This window comes from Vibrio mimicus CAIM 602 (assembly GCF_000338875.1).
GTDB classification, from domain to species: Bacteria; Pseudomonadota; Gammaproteobacteria; order Enterobacterales; family Vibrionaceae; genus Vibrio; species Vibrio mimicus.
Genome location: NZ_AOMO01000066.1, coordinates 139822 through 156605 on the forward strand (window position 1 = coordinate 139822; position 16784 = coordinate 156605).

Below are 16784 nucleotides of genomic sequence, written 5' to 3' on the forward strand. Positions count from 1 at the left end.
GGATTTTTATTGTGGACCTGCCCCATGGGCAGGTTTTTTTATCTCTTCTGATTGTTTTCTTAATAATCATTCTTATAATGTAGTGAAACTGATAAACGTTATCATTAGTAGTTATAAAGGATTTTAGGATGAAAAAGCTGCTCACGCTGTCTGCGATTGCTTGTGGTGTACTCGCTCCTTCTGCAATGGCCGCTGAAGAAGTGAATGTCTACTCTTACCGCCAACCATTTTTGATTGAACCTATGTTCCAAGAGTTCACCAAAGAAACTGGCATCAAAGTTAACGTGAAATTTGCTAAAGAAGGGATTGCAGAGAAACTCGCGCAAGAGGGCGAATACAGCCCAGCCGATGTGATCTTAACTGCTGAATTCAGCCGTTTGTTTGAACTGACCGAAAAAGGCCTGACTCAGCCACTGGATAGCAAAGTGATTGAAGAGAACATTCCTGCTCAATACCGTGACAGTGGTGATGAGTGGTTTGCACTGACGCAACGTACTCGTAGTGTGTATTCTTCACGCGACCGCGTAGGTAAGCTGGGTGATGATTTCGATTATATGGATCTCGCTAAGCCAGAGTTCAAAGGCAAAATTTGTACTCGTAGCGGTAAGCACCCGTACAACATCGCGCTTGTGGCTTCTATCATCGCTAACCACGGTGAAGCCGAAGCAAAAACTTGGCTGGAAGGCGTAAAAGCGAATCTGGCTCGTAAACCACAAGGCAATGACCGTGACCAAGTTCGCGCGATCAAAGAAGGCCTGTGTGATGTGTCGCTAGGTAACAGCTACTACCTAGGTGCAATGGTGAATGACGAGAAACAAAAATCTTGGGCTGAAGCTGTATACATCAACTTCCCAGGTCAAAATGCGCAAGGCACTCATGTGAACGTGAGTGGTATGGCAATGGCGAAATACTCACCAAACCGTGACAACGCGGTTAAGCTGATGGAGTTTTTGACTGGCGCAACCGCACAACAAATGTATGCAGAAGTGAACTACGAATACCCAGTTAAAGAGGGTGTGAAACGTTCAGCTCTCGTGGAGTCTTGGGGCGCGTTTAAAGCCGATAGTCTGCCACTAGAAAAAATTGCAGATAATAATGCCGCAGCGATCAAGTTGATCGATGAAGTCAAATTTGACCTGTAAGTAAAATCAGGGGTATAACGTACCCCTATTTTATTTGAGGGATGCAGCGCTTTGAGCGTTGTTCAAGCCTTGTACTGTTAGGCGATGAAAGAAAAATATTTTGCATGGAAAACCAGCAGCGTTGTGTTAACCACTCTGCTGGTTTTACCGATCTTAGCGATCTTCTACACCGCATTCGGCAACAGTGATGAGGTTTTTGCTCATCTGCTGGCGACTGTGATGCCCACCTATATTTTCAATACCTTAGTATTGACGGTTTCCGTACTACTATTGGCTTTGCTGTTTGGTGTGCCTTCAGCTTGGCTGATTGCGATGTGCAAATTACCCGGTGAGCGTTGGTTGCAGTGGGCGCTCGTCCTGCCATTAGCGATGCCAGCCTATATTATTGGTTATCTGTTTACTCATTGGTTTGATTTCGCAGGCCCCATTCAAATCGCTTTGCGTGATTGGACGGGCTGGCAAGCGGGCCGCTACTGGTTTCCGGACATTCGAAGTTTAGGCGGTGCCAGTGTCGTACTTGCTCTGGTGCTTTATCCCTACGTGTATCTACTGTGCCGTGCGGCCTTTATGGAACAGAACGTCACTTTGCTTCAATCTGCTCGTTTGCTGAGATGCACACCGTGGCAGAGCTTTTGGCGCATCTCTTTGCCATTAGCGCGCCCTGCGATTGCGGTTGGCTTGTCTTTGGTGGCAATGGAAACGATTGGAGATTTCGGCACCGTAAGCCTGTTTTCGGTCAATACCTTAACCACAGCGGTTTACGACACTTGGCTCGGCTATTCAAACCTCAATGCGGCTGCGAAAATCTCAGCGATTATGTTGGTGATTGTGCTATTGCTGCTCAGTAGCGAACGCTATAGCCGACGTCGGCAAAAACTCTACCAAAACCATTTTAATAGCCATGAAGAGTACCGTTATACCTTAAAAGGTTGGCGCCTATGGGCAGCTTTAGTCTGGTGTTGGGGATTGGTGGCGGTGGCGTTCATTTTGCCACTGTTGCAATTAATCAGTTACGCATGGACTTACTTTGCACAAAGCTGGACAGCGCAGTTTAGAGAGTACGCGCTGAATAGTTTTACGGTCTCGATCAGTGCGGCTGTCATTGCTGTGCTGGTGGCTTTGATCGCCAATTTCTATGCCCGTCTACAAAACAATCGTACCAGTGTTGCGCTGATGCGCCTTTCTTCCATGGGTTATGCGGTGCCAGGAACGGTGCTGGCTATTGGTATTTTGGTACCTGTGTTGGCACTGGATCATCTGGTCAACGACATAGCTAAAATGATGGAATGGGGACGCCCGGGGTTAATCTTCTCCGGAAGTGTGTTCGCGATTGTGTTTGCGCTCGTGGTACGTTTCTCAGCGGTGGCGATTGGCAGTATTGAAAGTAGCTTAAGTAAAGTTTCACCTTCGTTGGATATGGCTGCGCGTACCATGGGATGTCATGCCAACCAAATGCTTAAGCGCGTACACCTGCCGCTGATCCGCCGTGGTGCGTTAATTGCAGGATTGTTGGTGTTTATTGAATCGATGAAGGAGTTAAACGCGGCGATTTTATTGCGTCCATTTAACTTTGAAACGCTCGCCACTTACGTCTATAACTACGCTTCAGATGAGCGTTTAGAATTGGCTGCATTGCCTGCCATTTTACTCGTGTTGGTTGGGCTTATCCCACTTGTTATCGTTAACCGTTCTTTGGAGCAAAAGCACTGATGAGCTGCGCACTGCTGATTGAAAATCTTACTTGCCAATACGATTCACAAACCGTATTGAAATCGTTGTCACTGCAAGTCAATCCGGGCGAAATCGTCTGTCTGTTGGGTGCCAGCGGTTGTGGTAAAACCACCTTGCTTAAAGCGATTGCCGGTCTGCTACCTTTAGCTTCAGGGCAACTTAGTCTCAACTGTGTGACATTAGATGATGGTGAACGCTGGCTGCCGCCTGAGCAGCGTAACATTGGGATGATTTTCCAAGACTATGCTCTGTTTCCCCATTTAACCGTAGCGCAGAATGTCGGCTTCGGTCTGGATGCGATGCCCGCAGCACAAAAACAGGCCAAGATTACCGAGATGCTCTCTTTGGTTCATCTTGATGCTTTTGCAGAGCGTTATCCGCATCAACTCTCGGGTGGTCAGCAGCAACGCGTTGCCATCGCACGTGCCTTAGCTTATAAGCCAGATCTGCTGCTGCTTGATGAGCCGTTTTCGAATATCGACACGCAAGTACGCCATGAGCTAATCATTGAGATTCGTAAGATCTTTAAACAACAGGGCGTGACGGCGATTTTCGTCACTCACTCACGAGAAGAAGCGTTTGCCTTCGCCGATAAAATGGCGGTGATGAATCGTGGTGTGATTGAACAGTACGGAACTGCAGCAGAGCTTTACTACCAACCGTCGAGTCAGTTCGTGGCCGATTTTCTGGGCGGTGGCAGTTATTTGAATGCCACGCGTATCAGCGAAACCCAATACCAAACCGCCCTTGGGGTTGTGGAAGCTATTGCTCGCCAACCTATTGCTTTAGAAGGGAATTGTAAGTTATTGCTGCGTCCGCAGCAGGTGCAGATCCGTGCAGAAGAAGACAGCAGTGTGACGGTGACTGAGCAGCAGTTTATGGGTGACCATTGCCGTTATCTTATTGATGCTTATGGTACTCAGCTTATCGCTACCTCTTCACAACCGCTGGAGTTAGGGCAGGCGGTGTCAGTCAATATTGATACGCAAGGGGTATTGGCTTTCGCCTAATCGATCTCGCCGCTGAGCTTTTTCATTCCAAGCACATTTTACCCGCAATAAAAAAGCCCGACGTCGAGCGTCGGGCAAATGTTCTTCTCCGCTGAGGGGACTTAACCTCAGGGGATGATTACAACGCCAAGAAGGCTTTCATCTGTTGAAGAACACGCTCCGCAGTATCTTTGTCGGCCATTTCGGCAAAAATACGTAATAGAGGCTCAGTACCGGAGAAGCGGGCAATCACCCAGCCCCCGTTCTTGAAGTAGACCTTAGCGCCATCTTCATAGCTGACTTTTTCGATCTCGAATTCAAACTCAGGCAGTTTTTTCTCAATGTAGACTTTGTTGTAGATCTCATCTCGTTGGGCCGGTTTAAATTTGCAATCACCTTCCGCAGTGTAGGCATAACCGTAACGATCATAGATCTCGGTTAATAGCTCAGAGAGTTTCTTGCCAGTCACGCTGATCATTTCCACCAATAGGCTAGAGGCGAACACGCCATCTTTACCCTTGATGTGACCACGAATCGTCAAACCACCAGAGCTTTCACCACCAATCAGAGAATCGTCAGCTTCCATTTGTGAAGAGATGTGTTTGAAGCCCACAGGCACTTCAAAGCATTGCTCACCATGATCGGTTGCGATCTTATCCAACAAGTGAGTGGTTGCGATGTTACGTACCACAGAACCTTTCCAGCCTTTGTACTCCAGTAGGTAGTAGTAAAGCAGGATCAGCACCTCGTTAGGATGAATAAAGTTACCTTTTTCATCAATGATGCCAAGGCGGTCAGCATCGCCATCGGTACCGATACCGATGTCATAACCTTCGTGTTTAACGAGATGCTTCAAGCGATACAAGGTAGCAGCGCTAGGCGAAGGCATCAAACCACCGAAGTCAGGGTTTTTGCCATCGTTGATCACGTCCACGTCGCAGCGGCCATTGATCAGTACCGTTTGCAGTGCGTTTTTCGCTACCCCGAACATAGGGTCGATCAACACACGCAGATTGGCTTTCTTGATCGCTTCAATATCGATGAAGTTGATGATGCTATCGACAAACTCGTTCATCGGGTTGATGATCTTGATCAGTTTGTCATTGACGGCTTGATCGAAATCGATCGATTTCACGTCTTGCGTGGTCAGTGTGGCGATTTGCTGCTCGATCTTCTGAGTGATCACTTCATCAGCGTCACGACCGCCACGGATAAACACTTTAATACCGTTGTAGTCGGCCGGGTTGTGCGAAGCGGTAATACAAGCTGAGTAAGCACAATCCATCTCTTTAGCTTTAAACATCACCACAGGTGTTGGCACAAACTTGTCGATAAAGCTCACCACAACGCCATTCGCTGCTAAAACTTCGGCAAACCAGCAACCTGCTTTGTCAGATAGAAAGCGGCGGTCATAACCAATCACGAAGCCTTTTGCGGCGGCTTGTTCATGATTGATGATGTTTGCTAAGGCTTGAGCAACCAAACGTACGTTATCTTTAGTGAACTCTTCACCAATAAAAGCACGCCAGCCGCCAGTACCAAATTTAATCATTTTCTCCCCCTATCCTTTCCCACTTGACGTTGCAGGGGTGTTGGCTGCATTCATTCACCCCAATCACATAGTTTATCTATGCTCATAGGGATTCATTCATTTGCCGCCTACCTGTAACGACAAGTGGTTTGGGCATATAAAACGCTTAGGTATTAGAAAACGGGCACTCAGTGAGTGCCCGAAAATGGGTTAACCCAGTACAACAACCACTTGGTTGACGCTGCCTGCTGCTTGAACCGGGACTGCGCCTTCAATCGCTTGGCCATTCAGGGTGATGGATTTCACGCCTTTTGAAACGCCTTGTGGGTTTTCAACTTTGATCTGGTAAGTCGCGTCACGCCACTCACGAGTGACTTCAAAACCCGGCCATGAAGTTGGGATACAAGGATCGATCTCTAGTGCATCGAAGCCTGCTTTGATACCCAAGATATAGTTGGTAGTAGCGTGATATGCCCAGCCAGAAGTACCGGTTAACCATGGGTGGTTAGCTCGGCCGTGATCTTGGTGGTCACGACCCATGATGAACTGTACGTAAGAGTAAGGTTCAGCAATACGGGTTTCGATGATGTCGTTTTGGTTGTATGGGTTGAGTGCGTCATACAATTCCATCGCACGATCACCACGGCCCAGTTTCGCTTCCGCTACCCATGCCCATGGGTTTGGATGCGAGAAGATCGCACCGTTTTCTTTCACGCCTTGGTAAACGCGTGTCACGAAGCCAATATCATCATTTGGAGTCGCAAATGATGGAGCGTTCAGGTGTAGGCCGTATTTGGAGAACAGGTATTTGTAGACCGCATCCATTGCTTTGATGCCGCGCTCATGGCTTACAGTGCCTGACAGAACGGCCAGTGAGTTAGACTCTAAGTGAACTTTGCCTTCAACTTGATCGAAGGTACCGATCTTGTCGCCATTTTTGGTCAGGCCACGGATGTACCATTCGCCTTGTTCATCCCACAAGTGAGTTTCACACGCTTCGCGTACGCCATCAGCCATAGCTTGGTACTTGTCTGTTGCCGCTTCATCATTGCGGTAGCGTGACAGCTCAAGGAAAGATTCCAACGCCCAGAAGTGTAGGAAAGACACCATAGATGACTCGCCGCCACCGAGGTTCAAACAGTCGTTCCAGTCTGCACGCAGACCTTTACAGATACCGGTTTGACCCACGTATTCTGCAGAGAAATCCAACGCTGCCATCATGTGCTCGTACACAGTTGCGTTGCCGCCATCCGCATAAGGGATCACTTCGTCGATAAAGGCGAAGTCACCGGTCTCTTTCACATAGCTAAGGATGGTTGGCACAATCCACAGGTGATCGTCAGAACAGGTATCTTTAATGCCGTGGATCTTGTCTTCATCCGATGGTGTTGGTACTACTGTTGGTGATTTAGACGGTTTAACATCCGCTTTTTCTGGATCGAACCAGTCAGGATCAAACAGGTGCAGACCGTAACCTGCTTTCACTTGACCACGCAGTAGGTCAACCAGACGCTTACGAGTCATTGCTGGGTTAGTGTGCGGTACCGAGATCGCGTCTTGCGCAGTATCACGATAGCCCAGACCTGTACGGCCGCCGACTTCAATGAAAGAAGCGAAACGAGACCAAACCACACAAGTTTCCGCTTGGTACAGAGTCCAAGCGTTGATCATGGTGTTCAGACCTTCGTTTGGCGATTTCACTTGGAACTTCGCACAACGCTCATCCCAATGTGCTTTGATACCTGCAAAGGCTGCATCTACTTCGCTCAGATCTTGGTATTTTTCACGCAGTTTTGCGCCGTTGCCTTTACCTACACCTAAGATAACTGCGAAGCGAACTTTTTCGCCCGGTTGCAGAACGAATTGCTTATGCAGTGCACCACAGTGGTTGTAACAGGTTTGCGCGCTGTTAGAGCACTTACCTTGCGCCACTGCGATTGGGTTTGCTTCATCACGGTACATGCCAAGGAATTGGTCACGTTGGCCGTCGTAGCTGTCTGCATCGAAGGTCGCGGTCAGGTAGTAGAAGCCTAAGAAATCGTCTGTGTTGTAGTACAGGTCATACTCAATAACGCCATCTTTGAACGCAGTACCTGCTGAGTAGAGCGACATCTGATGGTTTTGGTTGTCTGACTTGATGTGGCTGAAAGAAAACTCAACGTAGTTGAACGCACTGATAGTACGCACTTCGTTGGAGGTGTTTTCGATCACTACATCCCAAACTTCTGCATCTTCACCCTTAGGAACAAATAGCGTTTTGGTAGCGTGAATGCCGTTGTACTCACACTTAAATTTTGAGTAAGACAAACCGTGGCGAACTTCGTATTTCGCTTGTTCAAGGCTTTTCGCAACAGGTTGCCAAGAGATAGACCAGAAATCACCAGTCGCATCATCGCGCAGGTAAACGTAGTGCCCTGGACGATCTTGGGTAAAGTTTGGACGGAACTTGGTGACGCGGTTGTACTCTGGTGAGTGGTAGAACGAGTAACCACCTGCGTTGTGAGAAATCACAGTACAGAACTTTTCAGTACCGAGATAGTTAGTCCAAGGTGCGGGTACGTCAGGACGAGTGATGACGTATTCGCGATTATCATTATCGAAATAGCCGTATTTCATTGTGCTTTCCTTTTAAACCAGCTGCCTGCTGGCAGCTAAAACCTATGCTAGTGAAAACTTGCGCGAGAGCTCTCGCGCTGTCGTTGTTATTTCTACGGATTGTTATTTCCAAGGTGCGCGATAAGGGATGTTCTGCTTATCCAGCAGTGACAAGTGCCCTTTCAAACGTGCCAAATAGTCCAACCAGTTACGCTGGGATTTCTTTGTCCAACCACCTTCCGCTAACGCGGTTAAGCGTGGGTAGAGCATGTATTCCATGCGTTCTGGGTTATTGATCAGTTCACACCACAATGCACACTGAACACCTAAAATGCGCTTGCGCAGTGGGTCGTCAGCGGGAACATCTGCTAACGGTTCATAACCGTAGGCTCGTTCTAGCGGTGTGACGCCCGCCCAATCCACTCCCGGCTCTTCCGGTGCGTAGTCTTGAACGATATCGAGGTAGGTAAATTGCCCCGGCTGCAAGACCACATCAAAGCCTTGTTTGGCACACTCCAGCGCCGCTTTTTCCGACAACCAAGAGTAAATGACAGTGTCTTTACTCACTTTGTCGCCGTGATGTGCTTCTTCCCAGCCCACCATGCGCTTACCTAAGCTCTTGAGTTTTTTCTCTGCGTAGCGCAGCAAATGGCCTTGCAGCTCTTTCGGATCGGTATAGCCATTCTCTTGCATTAAGGCTTGGCATTTCGGGCTGTCTACCCAAACACCGCTCGGAACTTCATCGGCACCAATATGGATAAATTGGCTTGGGAACAGTTCTGCAACCTCTTCCAATACGATATCAAGGAATTGGTAAGTGCCCGGTAAAGCAGGGGAGAGTACGTTATCGTTGTAGTACTGAATGCTGCGGTACTGCGAGCGATCTTCTTCGTCCACTAACCATTCAGGCAGCGCTTTAATAGCTGCGCGGCTGTGTCCCGGAACGTCAATTTCTGGGATGACGGTGATGCCACGATCACTGGCGTATTTAATCACCGAACGGATCTCATCTTGGGTATAGAAACCGCCATGACGTTCAGTCAGTAAGCTGTATTGAGGTTCGAGAACTTCATCCATACCGCGCCACGCGCCAATGTCGGTTAGCTGCGGTAGGCGCTTGATCTCAATACGCCAGCCCTCATCATCCGTGAGGTGCCAGTGGAACACGTTGAACTTATAGTGCGCCAATTGGTTGATCACACGTTTGACTTGCTCAAGAGAGTGAAAGTGGCGTGCGCAGTCGAGCATCATGCCGCGATACTTAAAGCGTGGAGCATCGGCAATTTTTACCAATGGGAAGCTCAATGTGCCTTTTTGTGATTGTGCCAGCTGTAACAACGTGGCACTGGCATGCATAAAGCCGCTGTGGCTGCCTGCTTCAATTTTGATCCCTTTGGCATCAATGTTGAGCTGGTAATGCCCCTCATCCAGAGTTGGGTTGCTGCGATAAACAATATCGCTATGACCAACGGCATTGAGAGTGAAGCCATGCAAGGTATGCAATTCTTGATCTAGCCAGTGTGCAGCTCGCTCCGCTAAGTCGGATTGCAAAGAAATCTGGCTTGCATTGCTCACTACAAACTCGCCGCTAAAACGTTGTAGCGAATTTGGTTTAGGGATCACGCACAGCTCAGCTGCTTCCACAGCAGGGATCTGGCTACGCTCACGAAATGGCGAAGCCAGAACAACAGGATTGACGACCACATTGAAACGTTCAACTGGTTGTTTGTCATTGAGCTGAACGAAGGCGTGTTTTACACCATCGGTATAGAAATGATAAGGCGCAGTTTTGATGATGAATTCACAATAAAAGTGACCATTAGCGGGTAACACTTTTTCAGTCGGAACAATCGCACATAAGCTGCCCACTTGAGTTAACTGACCATTGGTCACACTCGTTGGTTGAATGTAGCGATCGATAACAAAAGACAGCGACCAGTCTTGCAGATCTTGGTCACTCAAGTTGTGTAATGTTAAGCCAAAACGGCAATCCGGTTTTTGTTCCGAGAGCACCGCAAATTCAATTCGATAACTCATAAATCATCCTTAATACAGGTTGTGCTCGGATTTACCGGCAAACATTAATGCCCCTTCGATAGCATCTGATTGAGGTTTGACGACCCATTTCTGCACTGGAGGTGACAGCCAATCATGGATACGTTCAGCAATACTGCCCATCAAGCAAATTCGTTCTGCGCCTTTATGATGCAAAGCGATGAGGAACATCTCGATATCTGCTGCTGTTTGCTTAAGTAGTTCGATAGCTAATACGTCACCTGAGTACGCATGGCTAAAAATCTGGGGTGAAAACTGACCATAATCTCGAGGTAGGGCAGTTTTAGACCAAGAGACAATTGCATCAATGTCGTGTTTAAAATGGCTCATTACTACCTCACACAGTGGGGTATGAGCACGAATACCATCTTGAGCGAGCAACACTTGTTGAATAAGGCGTAAGCCCATCACCGCGCCGCTACCTTGATCAGAGATGGGAAATTCACGGCCGCCGACGACGTGCTGTTTTCCTGCTTTGAGTAAAATGCCGCAAGAACCCGTTCCAGCGATCATGATCGCACCGTCTTCACCAAGGTGTGCGCCAAGGCAAGCGCCATAAGCATCAGTGTTGAGCGTTATTGATGCGAAAGGATGAGGCTGTTGCATAAAAGCGTGCCACGCCTCTTTTTGCTCCGCTCCCGCTAACGCAAGCCCTACATGCATGTGGGCAAAATCGTTTTGGGTTAGCCCGCCTTGCTGAGCTGCTTGAGTGATGGCATCAATCACCGATTTCAGTGCAACGTCAACGCCAAGCATAATGTTGGCGCTGCCACTTTTGGCTTCACCAATCCATTCGCCTTGGGAATTACGAATGCGTGCACGGCAAGAAGTGCCGCCCCCATCAATACCTACGTAGTAATCCATTAGTTTTCCTCCCCGTGTGCGGTAAAGTGATCAAATTGGCTGATGATTGCCAACAGATACCAAGCACCATGAGGGATCCATTGCTCACCCCAGCGCCAGTTTTGCAACATGTCATCTTTTTGCCCATCAGGGTTAAAAGCGATGTCATGGGCATCATCAAATCCTGCGGTTATGCCGTTACAAACACCGCCTTTGGCATTGAAAAAGCCCAAATGAGGGAGGTAGTCTGGGTTGTTATGGCCATGGCCATCTAACATACACATGTCGTAAGGGTTGAGTCCGACAATCCAGTTCAGAGCATTTTGTGCCCAATGTTGTAGCTGTTCGGCTGTCTCGGTGCTCAAATGAGGTTGAGCGAGATAAGCCATACTGGCGAGTGAAGCTAAGCGAGCATTTTCACCTTGCCACCAGTAACCACTTTCGTTGTCTTGTGCGATAAAGAAGCTGGTACGTTTTACGCTTTCCACTCCTTTGACATATTGGCGTGGGTAGCCAAATGGATTGGTCACTTGCTGAGTAATCTTTAACTCAAATTGACAGGCTTGCTCGACCACTCTTTGTAACTTGGCGTAATACGCGGTATCGGTTTCGATATTGAGATATTCACAGAGTGCGATAGTGGGCAAGCCAGCTTCCGCAGCATGGTAGTAAGGACGCTCACCTTCGTTGGTGGCAGACCAGTAGTGAGCCACTTGCTCATCGCTTTGTTGGCGGCGAGATAAACGCTCCGACCATTCACGTGCTTGAGTAAGATATTGTGCATTTTCAGTGCTGCGATAAAGTTCGCAACTGGCCACGAGCGCGCAATATTCATCAATGATGTTTTCTACACCATCATCAAGATATTGAGTGTTGTATTCTTTGAGGTGCCAGTAGCCTTTTTCGGCCGCTTGCAAATACTCAGATTGGGTAAATTCCCCGTGAGTATCTAAACGTGCTGCTGCGGCAAGTGCCGCGATCGCCATGCCGCCACCTTGACGAAAACCAGCTTGATAATTTGCTGATTTATGTCCCTTTTGGGTCGCGTAGGCGCAAATCTCCCGTTGCTTGGTGTCTTTGCTCCATTTGTCAAAGACGGTCATATAAAAAAATCCCTCGGAGTTTTGCATACGACGAAGAAAATCAGCACCAAACAACGCTTCATCCTTGAGGCGAGTGCGGGAAAAAGGCGCAAAACCCGAGTGATGTTGTAAAACCGCTAACCCTTTGAGCATGTTCCAGACCACCATAGGTGTTTGTTGTGGGTTCAAATAGTTAGCGTAAGAAAGGTGACTGAGATATTTACTAACGTCACCTGAAGCGTCGTACCAACCGCCGTGCACATCGGCAGTGGTTGATGTGCCCAGCAGTGGTACTTGCTTATCTTGTTGATCAAACTGCCCAGAGCAGCGCTGTGACTTGAAGTAGTGCAGCACATCAGAAAATGTGCGTTGCATTAATACGCCTTGCGCAATGGAAAAAGTAGCAGATTGAGTGTGCTCCAGACGCAGATAATAGTCGCCCGGAGTTGTAAATTTGGAAAAATCAATACGATGAAACTGCCCTTGATGCCAGTTGTCCACGCTGCCGTGCCACTCAATAGGGAGTGTGGCGACAGTTTGGTGACTACGAGCGCAAACCAAAAGTACACAATCATCCATTAATTGTGCTTGCCCACAGAGCAAAATTGCTTGTTTTGGTCCTTGGATTTCATAGCCAATGTGGTTGGTCAGTAACTGCATTCATTCTCTCCGCAATAGGGATTGAGTTAGCTCCCTGCAGGGCAGGGAGCTGCTTGGGTTTTATTTTTCAAACAGATAACAACGAACAAAGTGATTGTCGGAAAGCTGAGTCACTTGTGGCAGCGCTTCACGGCACTTCGCTGTTGCGTGCAAGCAGCGACCTGCAAATGGACAACCCACAGAATCAGGCGTCCACAACGGGATTTCCCCTTTGTTGCCTTCTAATTTTTCATGGATCGATTTTTTAGGATCCGGTACCGCAGATACCAACAGCTTGGTGTATGGGTGCTGTGGATCGTGAATGATCTCGTCGGTATCGCCCCATTCCACCATGTGTCCCACGTACATAACTGCTAGGTCTTCAGCGATGTAGCGAGCGGTCGCGATATCGTGCGTGATGTACAGCAGTGACATTTGACGCTCAAACTTCATCTCTTCCATTAGGTTGAGTACGCCAGCACGGATCGACACGTCCAGCATTGAAGTGGGTTCGTCAGCCAGAACAACCTCTGCACCTACTGCAATGTTACGTGCCAAGTTAACGCGTTGGCGCTGACCACCAGAGAGCTGATGTGGGTACTTAGCAGCAGTGGCTTTGGGGGGGATCAAGCCTACTTGCTCAAGCAGTTCGTAAACACGCTCTTCCAGCTCTTTCTTATTGCCCGGAGTGACCTTTTTGTGGATCAACAGTGGGCGAGCAATATGGTGGAAAATGGTATGGGTTGGGTTGAGAGAACCAAACGGGTCTTGCCATACCATCTGTACGCCTTCTCGGTAGTGCATCAGGTCATCACGTGAGGTGATCTCTTGGATATCACGACCTTTGTACTCGATCACGCCTGAGGTTGGGGCGTACATTTTGGCGATCATCTTGGCGGTGGTGGATTTGCCTGAGCCAGACTCACCCACCACAGATAAACCGCGGCTTTTGTACATTTTGAATGACACGTCATTAATCGCACGCATCATTGGTTGTTTGAGTGCGTTACTGTTGATTGCAAAATCCTTAACCAGATTTTTTCCCTCAACCAGTAATTCGCCAAGTGGTTTGCTCATAATTGTCTCCAGAAATTCTTTGCTACTGCTTTGCCATGCGCCTTAGCGTTTTATTGTGGCGCTAGGTTGCCCGTAGAGATGGCAGTTAGAAAAACGGCCATGCTCGATTTGGCGCAGTACGGTCGGTACCTTAGTGCAAGCTTCATGAACTCGGTCGCAGCGAGCTTGGAAACGGCAACCTTGTGGAATTTCCAGCAGGTTGAGCGGGTTTCCTGGGATCCCTGTGAGCTTAGTTTTTGGCCCGGTTAGTGGTGGGAAAGAGCTACCCAATCCTTTGGTGTAAGGATGGTAAGGGCTTTCCAGAATCTGTTTTGAAGGTGCAACTTCAATCAATTCACCGGAGTACATGATGCCGATACGGTCAGAGAACTCGACCATCAGTGACAAGTCATGAGTAATGAACAGAATAGAGAAACCAAACTCTTCTTTTAGCGCGTAAATCTTTTGAAGAATTTCACGCTGTACCACAACATCCAGAGCGGTAGTCGGTTCATCCATAATGATCATTTTTGGATTGAGCGCGAGTGCAATCGCAATCACCAAGCGTTGACGCATACCACCAGAGAACTGGTGTGGGTAATCGTTCAGTCGGCTTGGGTGAATATCAACGATTTCTAGCAGCCCTTCAGCACGACGTTTTGCTTGCTCACGCGTCATATTGGTGTGGCGCATGATCACATCGCAAAATTGCTCTTCCATGGTTAGAACAGGGTTCAATGCGTTCATCGCACTTTGGAACACCATCGACATTTCTTTCCAGCGGAAGGACTGCATACGTTCGTCGCTGTATTTCAGGATATCTTCACCATTGAAGATTACCTCACCACCAGTGATGAACGCGGGCGGCTTATGAAGACGCATCAAGGAGAAGGCAACGGTTGATTTACCACAACCAGATTCACCAGCCAGACCGAATACTTCACCTGGGGCTAAATCAAAGCTCACATTGTTACAGGCACGGACATCACCGGCATCGGTAATGTAGTCCACGCATAAGTTGCGGATTGAGATTAATGGTGCAGTCATGATTATTTATCTCCGCTCCAAAGTGCATTTTGTGGTGGTAAGTTTGGCTCACGCGCTTTTTGGTCTTGCTTGGCAAGGTTTTTCCAGCGCTTCATACCTTTGTGTGAACGCAATTGTGGGTTGGCAATTTCATCAACGGCAAAGTTCAGTAGAGCAAGGCCCGTTACTAGGAGAGTCAAAGAAATACAAGGTGCCAGCAGTTCCCACCAAGCGCCGATCAGCATAGAAGATGAAGTTTGTACGTTGTACAGCATGATGCCCCAACTGATGGTGTTTGGATCGCCCAGTCCCAAGAAGGAAATAGTGGCTTCCATCATGATGGCGTACATAACTGAACCGATAAAACTTGCACCCACAATTGAAATTAGGTTTGGCAGAATTTCAACGAAGATGATGCGCCATGAAGATTCACCTAGTACTTCAGCGGCTTTAACGAACTCTTTCTCACGCAGTGCCATGGTTTGCGAGCGAACAACCCGCGCGCCCCAAGCCCAGGAGGTACAGCCGATAATCAAGGCTATGGTCAAAGGCCCCGCTTCGCCGATAAAGGCGGCTAACACGAACAACAGTGGATATTGAGGAATAACCAGCATGATGTTCATTGCGGCAGTCAGGAAGTCATCAATTCGACCGCCAAAGTAACCAGCAGAAACACCAATAACAGTCGCCAAGAAACAAACGGTAATACCTGCACCGAAGCCTACTGCTAGTGATACACGAGCACCGTAGACAACTTGTGACCAAACATCACGACCCATACGGGTTGTACCTAGAACGTGGTCAGCCTTTTTAGAGAGAGCTAAAGTACGGCGATCTGTGGCTAAATTCTCTGCAACCCAACCGTCAGGACTCGCTTTCGCTGCTTTAACCACAAAAGCTGGGTATTCATGTGGATTACCCGTGCGCTTATCTGGTGCATGAGAGGTAAGAAGTGGTGCTGCTATCGCGACAAAAAAGAACATGGCTAAGATAGTTACGCCGAGCATGGCCATGCGGTTGCCGCGTAAGAGTTTCCAAAGTGCTTTCATGATTATTTACCTCCCTTGCGTAAGCGAGGGTCTAGAACAACGTATAACATGTCCGCCAGCAGGTTAAAGAACAGCATGAACAGAGTCATGATTAGGAGCTGGCCTTGCAGAACTTGGTAGTCACGCGCTGTGATAGCGTTAAATAACACAGTGCCTAAACCTGGGTAGTTGAAGATGATTTCAATAATCAACTGACCGCCAATAGCCATACCCAGTGACATAGAAAGTGCCGTTACACTAGGAAGTAAGGCGTTACGTGCAGCGTAGTTAAAGACCACACGGTTTTCACTCAAGCCTTTGCCTTTCGCCATGGTGATGTAGTCTTCAGCGAGCAGGTTAATCATGTTGTTACGCATGTTGACCAAGAAACCACCGATTTGAACAATCGAAGCACAGAACAGTGGGAGCACTGCGTGGTAACCAACGTCGCGAATAAATTCCCAACTTGTCCAATCTGGGATTGTGCCCGCGGTGTAAGCATAGCCGGTAGGGAACCAACGTAGACCGATAGCAAAGGTGAACATGGCTAGCATAGCGATAACCACTTGAGGTACCGCTTGAATCACTAGCATACCCGGTGTGATAAAGGTGTCGTAACGGCTGCCACGTTTCCATGCTGCAAAAATACCGAGCACAGAACCGATAGAGAACGAGATAATAACCGCTGTACCCGCAAGGAACAGCGACCAACCGAAAGCGCCGCCAAGCAGTTCATTCACACTTAAAGGATAAAATTTGATTGAAGTGCCGAGTTCCCAAGTCAGGATGCTTTTTATGTATGTCACATACTGAACATACCAAGGTCCATCCACAAAGCCGAGAAGCTGTTTCATTGCTTCGATACGCTCTGGAGTAACTTGTGCTGTTGCGTTAGCAAACATCATGGTGACTGGATCACCAGGCATGGCACGCGGAATAATAAAGTTTAATGTTGCTGCGACCAGCAACGCGGCAAAATAGAACGACAAACGTCTTAAAAAGTAACCCATAACTTACACCTTACTCACCCAGTTTTGTCCTGTCTCTGGTTTCAGGTCTCGCCCCTA

General features: G+C 48.2%; 12 protein-coding genes. 3 read left to right on the top strand and 9 right to left on the bottom strand.

The genetic code is table 11. The features are described from left to right. Window positions 1–128 precede the first annotated feature (128 nt). The 3 genes from D908_RS02860 (at window position 129) to D908_RS02850 (ending at window position 3883) form a co-directional block, all read left to right on the top strand. The gene (locus D908_RS02860) at window positions 129–1142 is read left to right on the top strand and encodes a Fe(3+) ABC transporter substrate-binding protein (RefSeq protein ID WP_000735574.1); all 1014 of its coding nucleotides are present in this window, start codon (window positions 129–131) and stop codon (window positions 1140–1142) included. Window positions 1143–1226: 84 nt separating this feature from the next. After that, complete coding sequence (locus D908_RS02855; protein ID WP_005526877.1) at window positions 1227–2852, top strand: ABC transporter permease; 1626 nt, start codon at window positions 1227–1229, stop codon at window positions 2850–2852. Next, on the top strand, window positions 2852–3883 hold the full coding sequence (locus D908_RS02850; protein ID WP_005526879.1) for an ABC transporter ATP-binding protein: 1032 nt from the start codon (window positions 2852–2854) through the stop codon (window positions 3881–3883). Before D908_RS02855 ends, D908_RS02850 begins: the two co-directional genes overlap by 1 nt. A 118-nt stretch (window positions 3884–4001) precedes the next feature. Here D908_RS02850 and D908_RS02845 read toward each other — a convergent pair whose 3' ends face one another. From D908_RS02845 to D908_RS02805, 9 genes are all read right to left on the bottom strand, one after another. Further along, window positions 4002–5414, bottom strand: a complete 1413-nt coding sequence (locus D908_RS02845) for a phosphoglucomutase/phosphomannomutase family protein (RefSeq protein ID WP_005526880.1) — start codon at window positions 5412–5414, stop codon at window positions 4002–4004. Between the two features lie 189 nt (window positions 5415–5603). Further along, window positions 5604–8009, bottom strand: coding sequence for a glycoside hydrolase family 94 protein (locus D908_RS02840; protein ID WP_005526882.1), 2406 nt, complete (start codon window positions 8007–8009; stop codon window positions 5604–5606). Between the two features lie 102 nt (window positions 8010–8111). Then, window positions 8112–10025, bottom strand: a complete 1914-nt coding sequence (locus D908_RS02835; protein ID WP_005526884.1) for a beta-N-acetylhexosaminidase — start codon at window positions 10023–10025, stop codon at window positions 8112–8114. Window positions 10026–10034: 9 nt separating this feature from the next. Further along, complete coding sequence (locus D908_RS02830) at window positions 10035–10907, bottom strand: glucosamine kinase nucleotide-binding domain-containing protein (RefSeq protein ID WP_005526886.1); 873 nt, start codon at window positions 10905–10907, stop codon at window positions 10035–10037. Continuing rightward, window positions 10907–12628, bottom strand: coding sequence for a glycoside hydrolase family 9 protein (locus tag D908_RS02825; protein ID WP_005526888.1), 1722 nt, complete (start codon window positions 12626–12628; stop codon window positions 10907–10909). Before D908_RS02825 ends, D908_RS02830 begins: the two co-directional genes overlap by 1 nt. Window positions 12629–12688: 60 nt before the next feature. Further along, window positions 12689–13684 (bottom strand): ABC transporter ATP-binding protein, encoded by a 996-nt coding sequence (locus D908_RS02820; protein WP_005526890.1) that lies wholly within the window; start codon window positions 13682–13684, stop codon window positions 12689–12691. 42 nt (window positions 13685–13726) lie between these two features. Next, window positions 13727–14710 (bottom strand): ABC transporter ATP-binding protein, encoded by a 984-nt coding sequence (locus tag D908_RS02815; RefSeq protein WP_005526892.1) that lies wholly within the window; start codon window positions 14708–14710, stop codon window positions 13727–13729. Between the two features lie 2 nt (window positions 14711–14712). Continuing rightward, entirely contained in the window at window positions 14713–15738 is a 1026-nt protein-coding gene (locus D908_RS02810; RefSeq protein ID WP_000646277.1) for an ABC transporter permease, read from the bottom strand. Window positions 15739–15740: 2 nt separating this feature from the next. Further along, entirely contained in the window at window positions 15741–16727 is a 987-nt protein-coding gene (locus D908_RS02805; RefSeq protein ID WP_000540341.1) for an ABC transporter permease, read from the bottom strand. Between the last annotated feature and the right edge of the window lie 57 nt (window positions 16728–16784).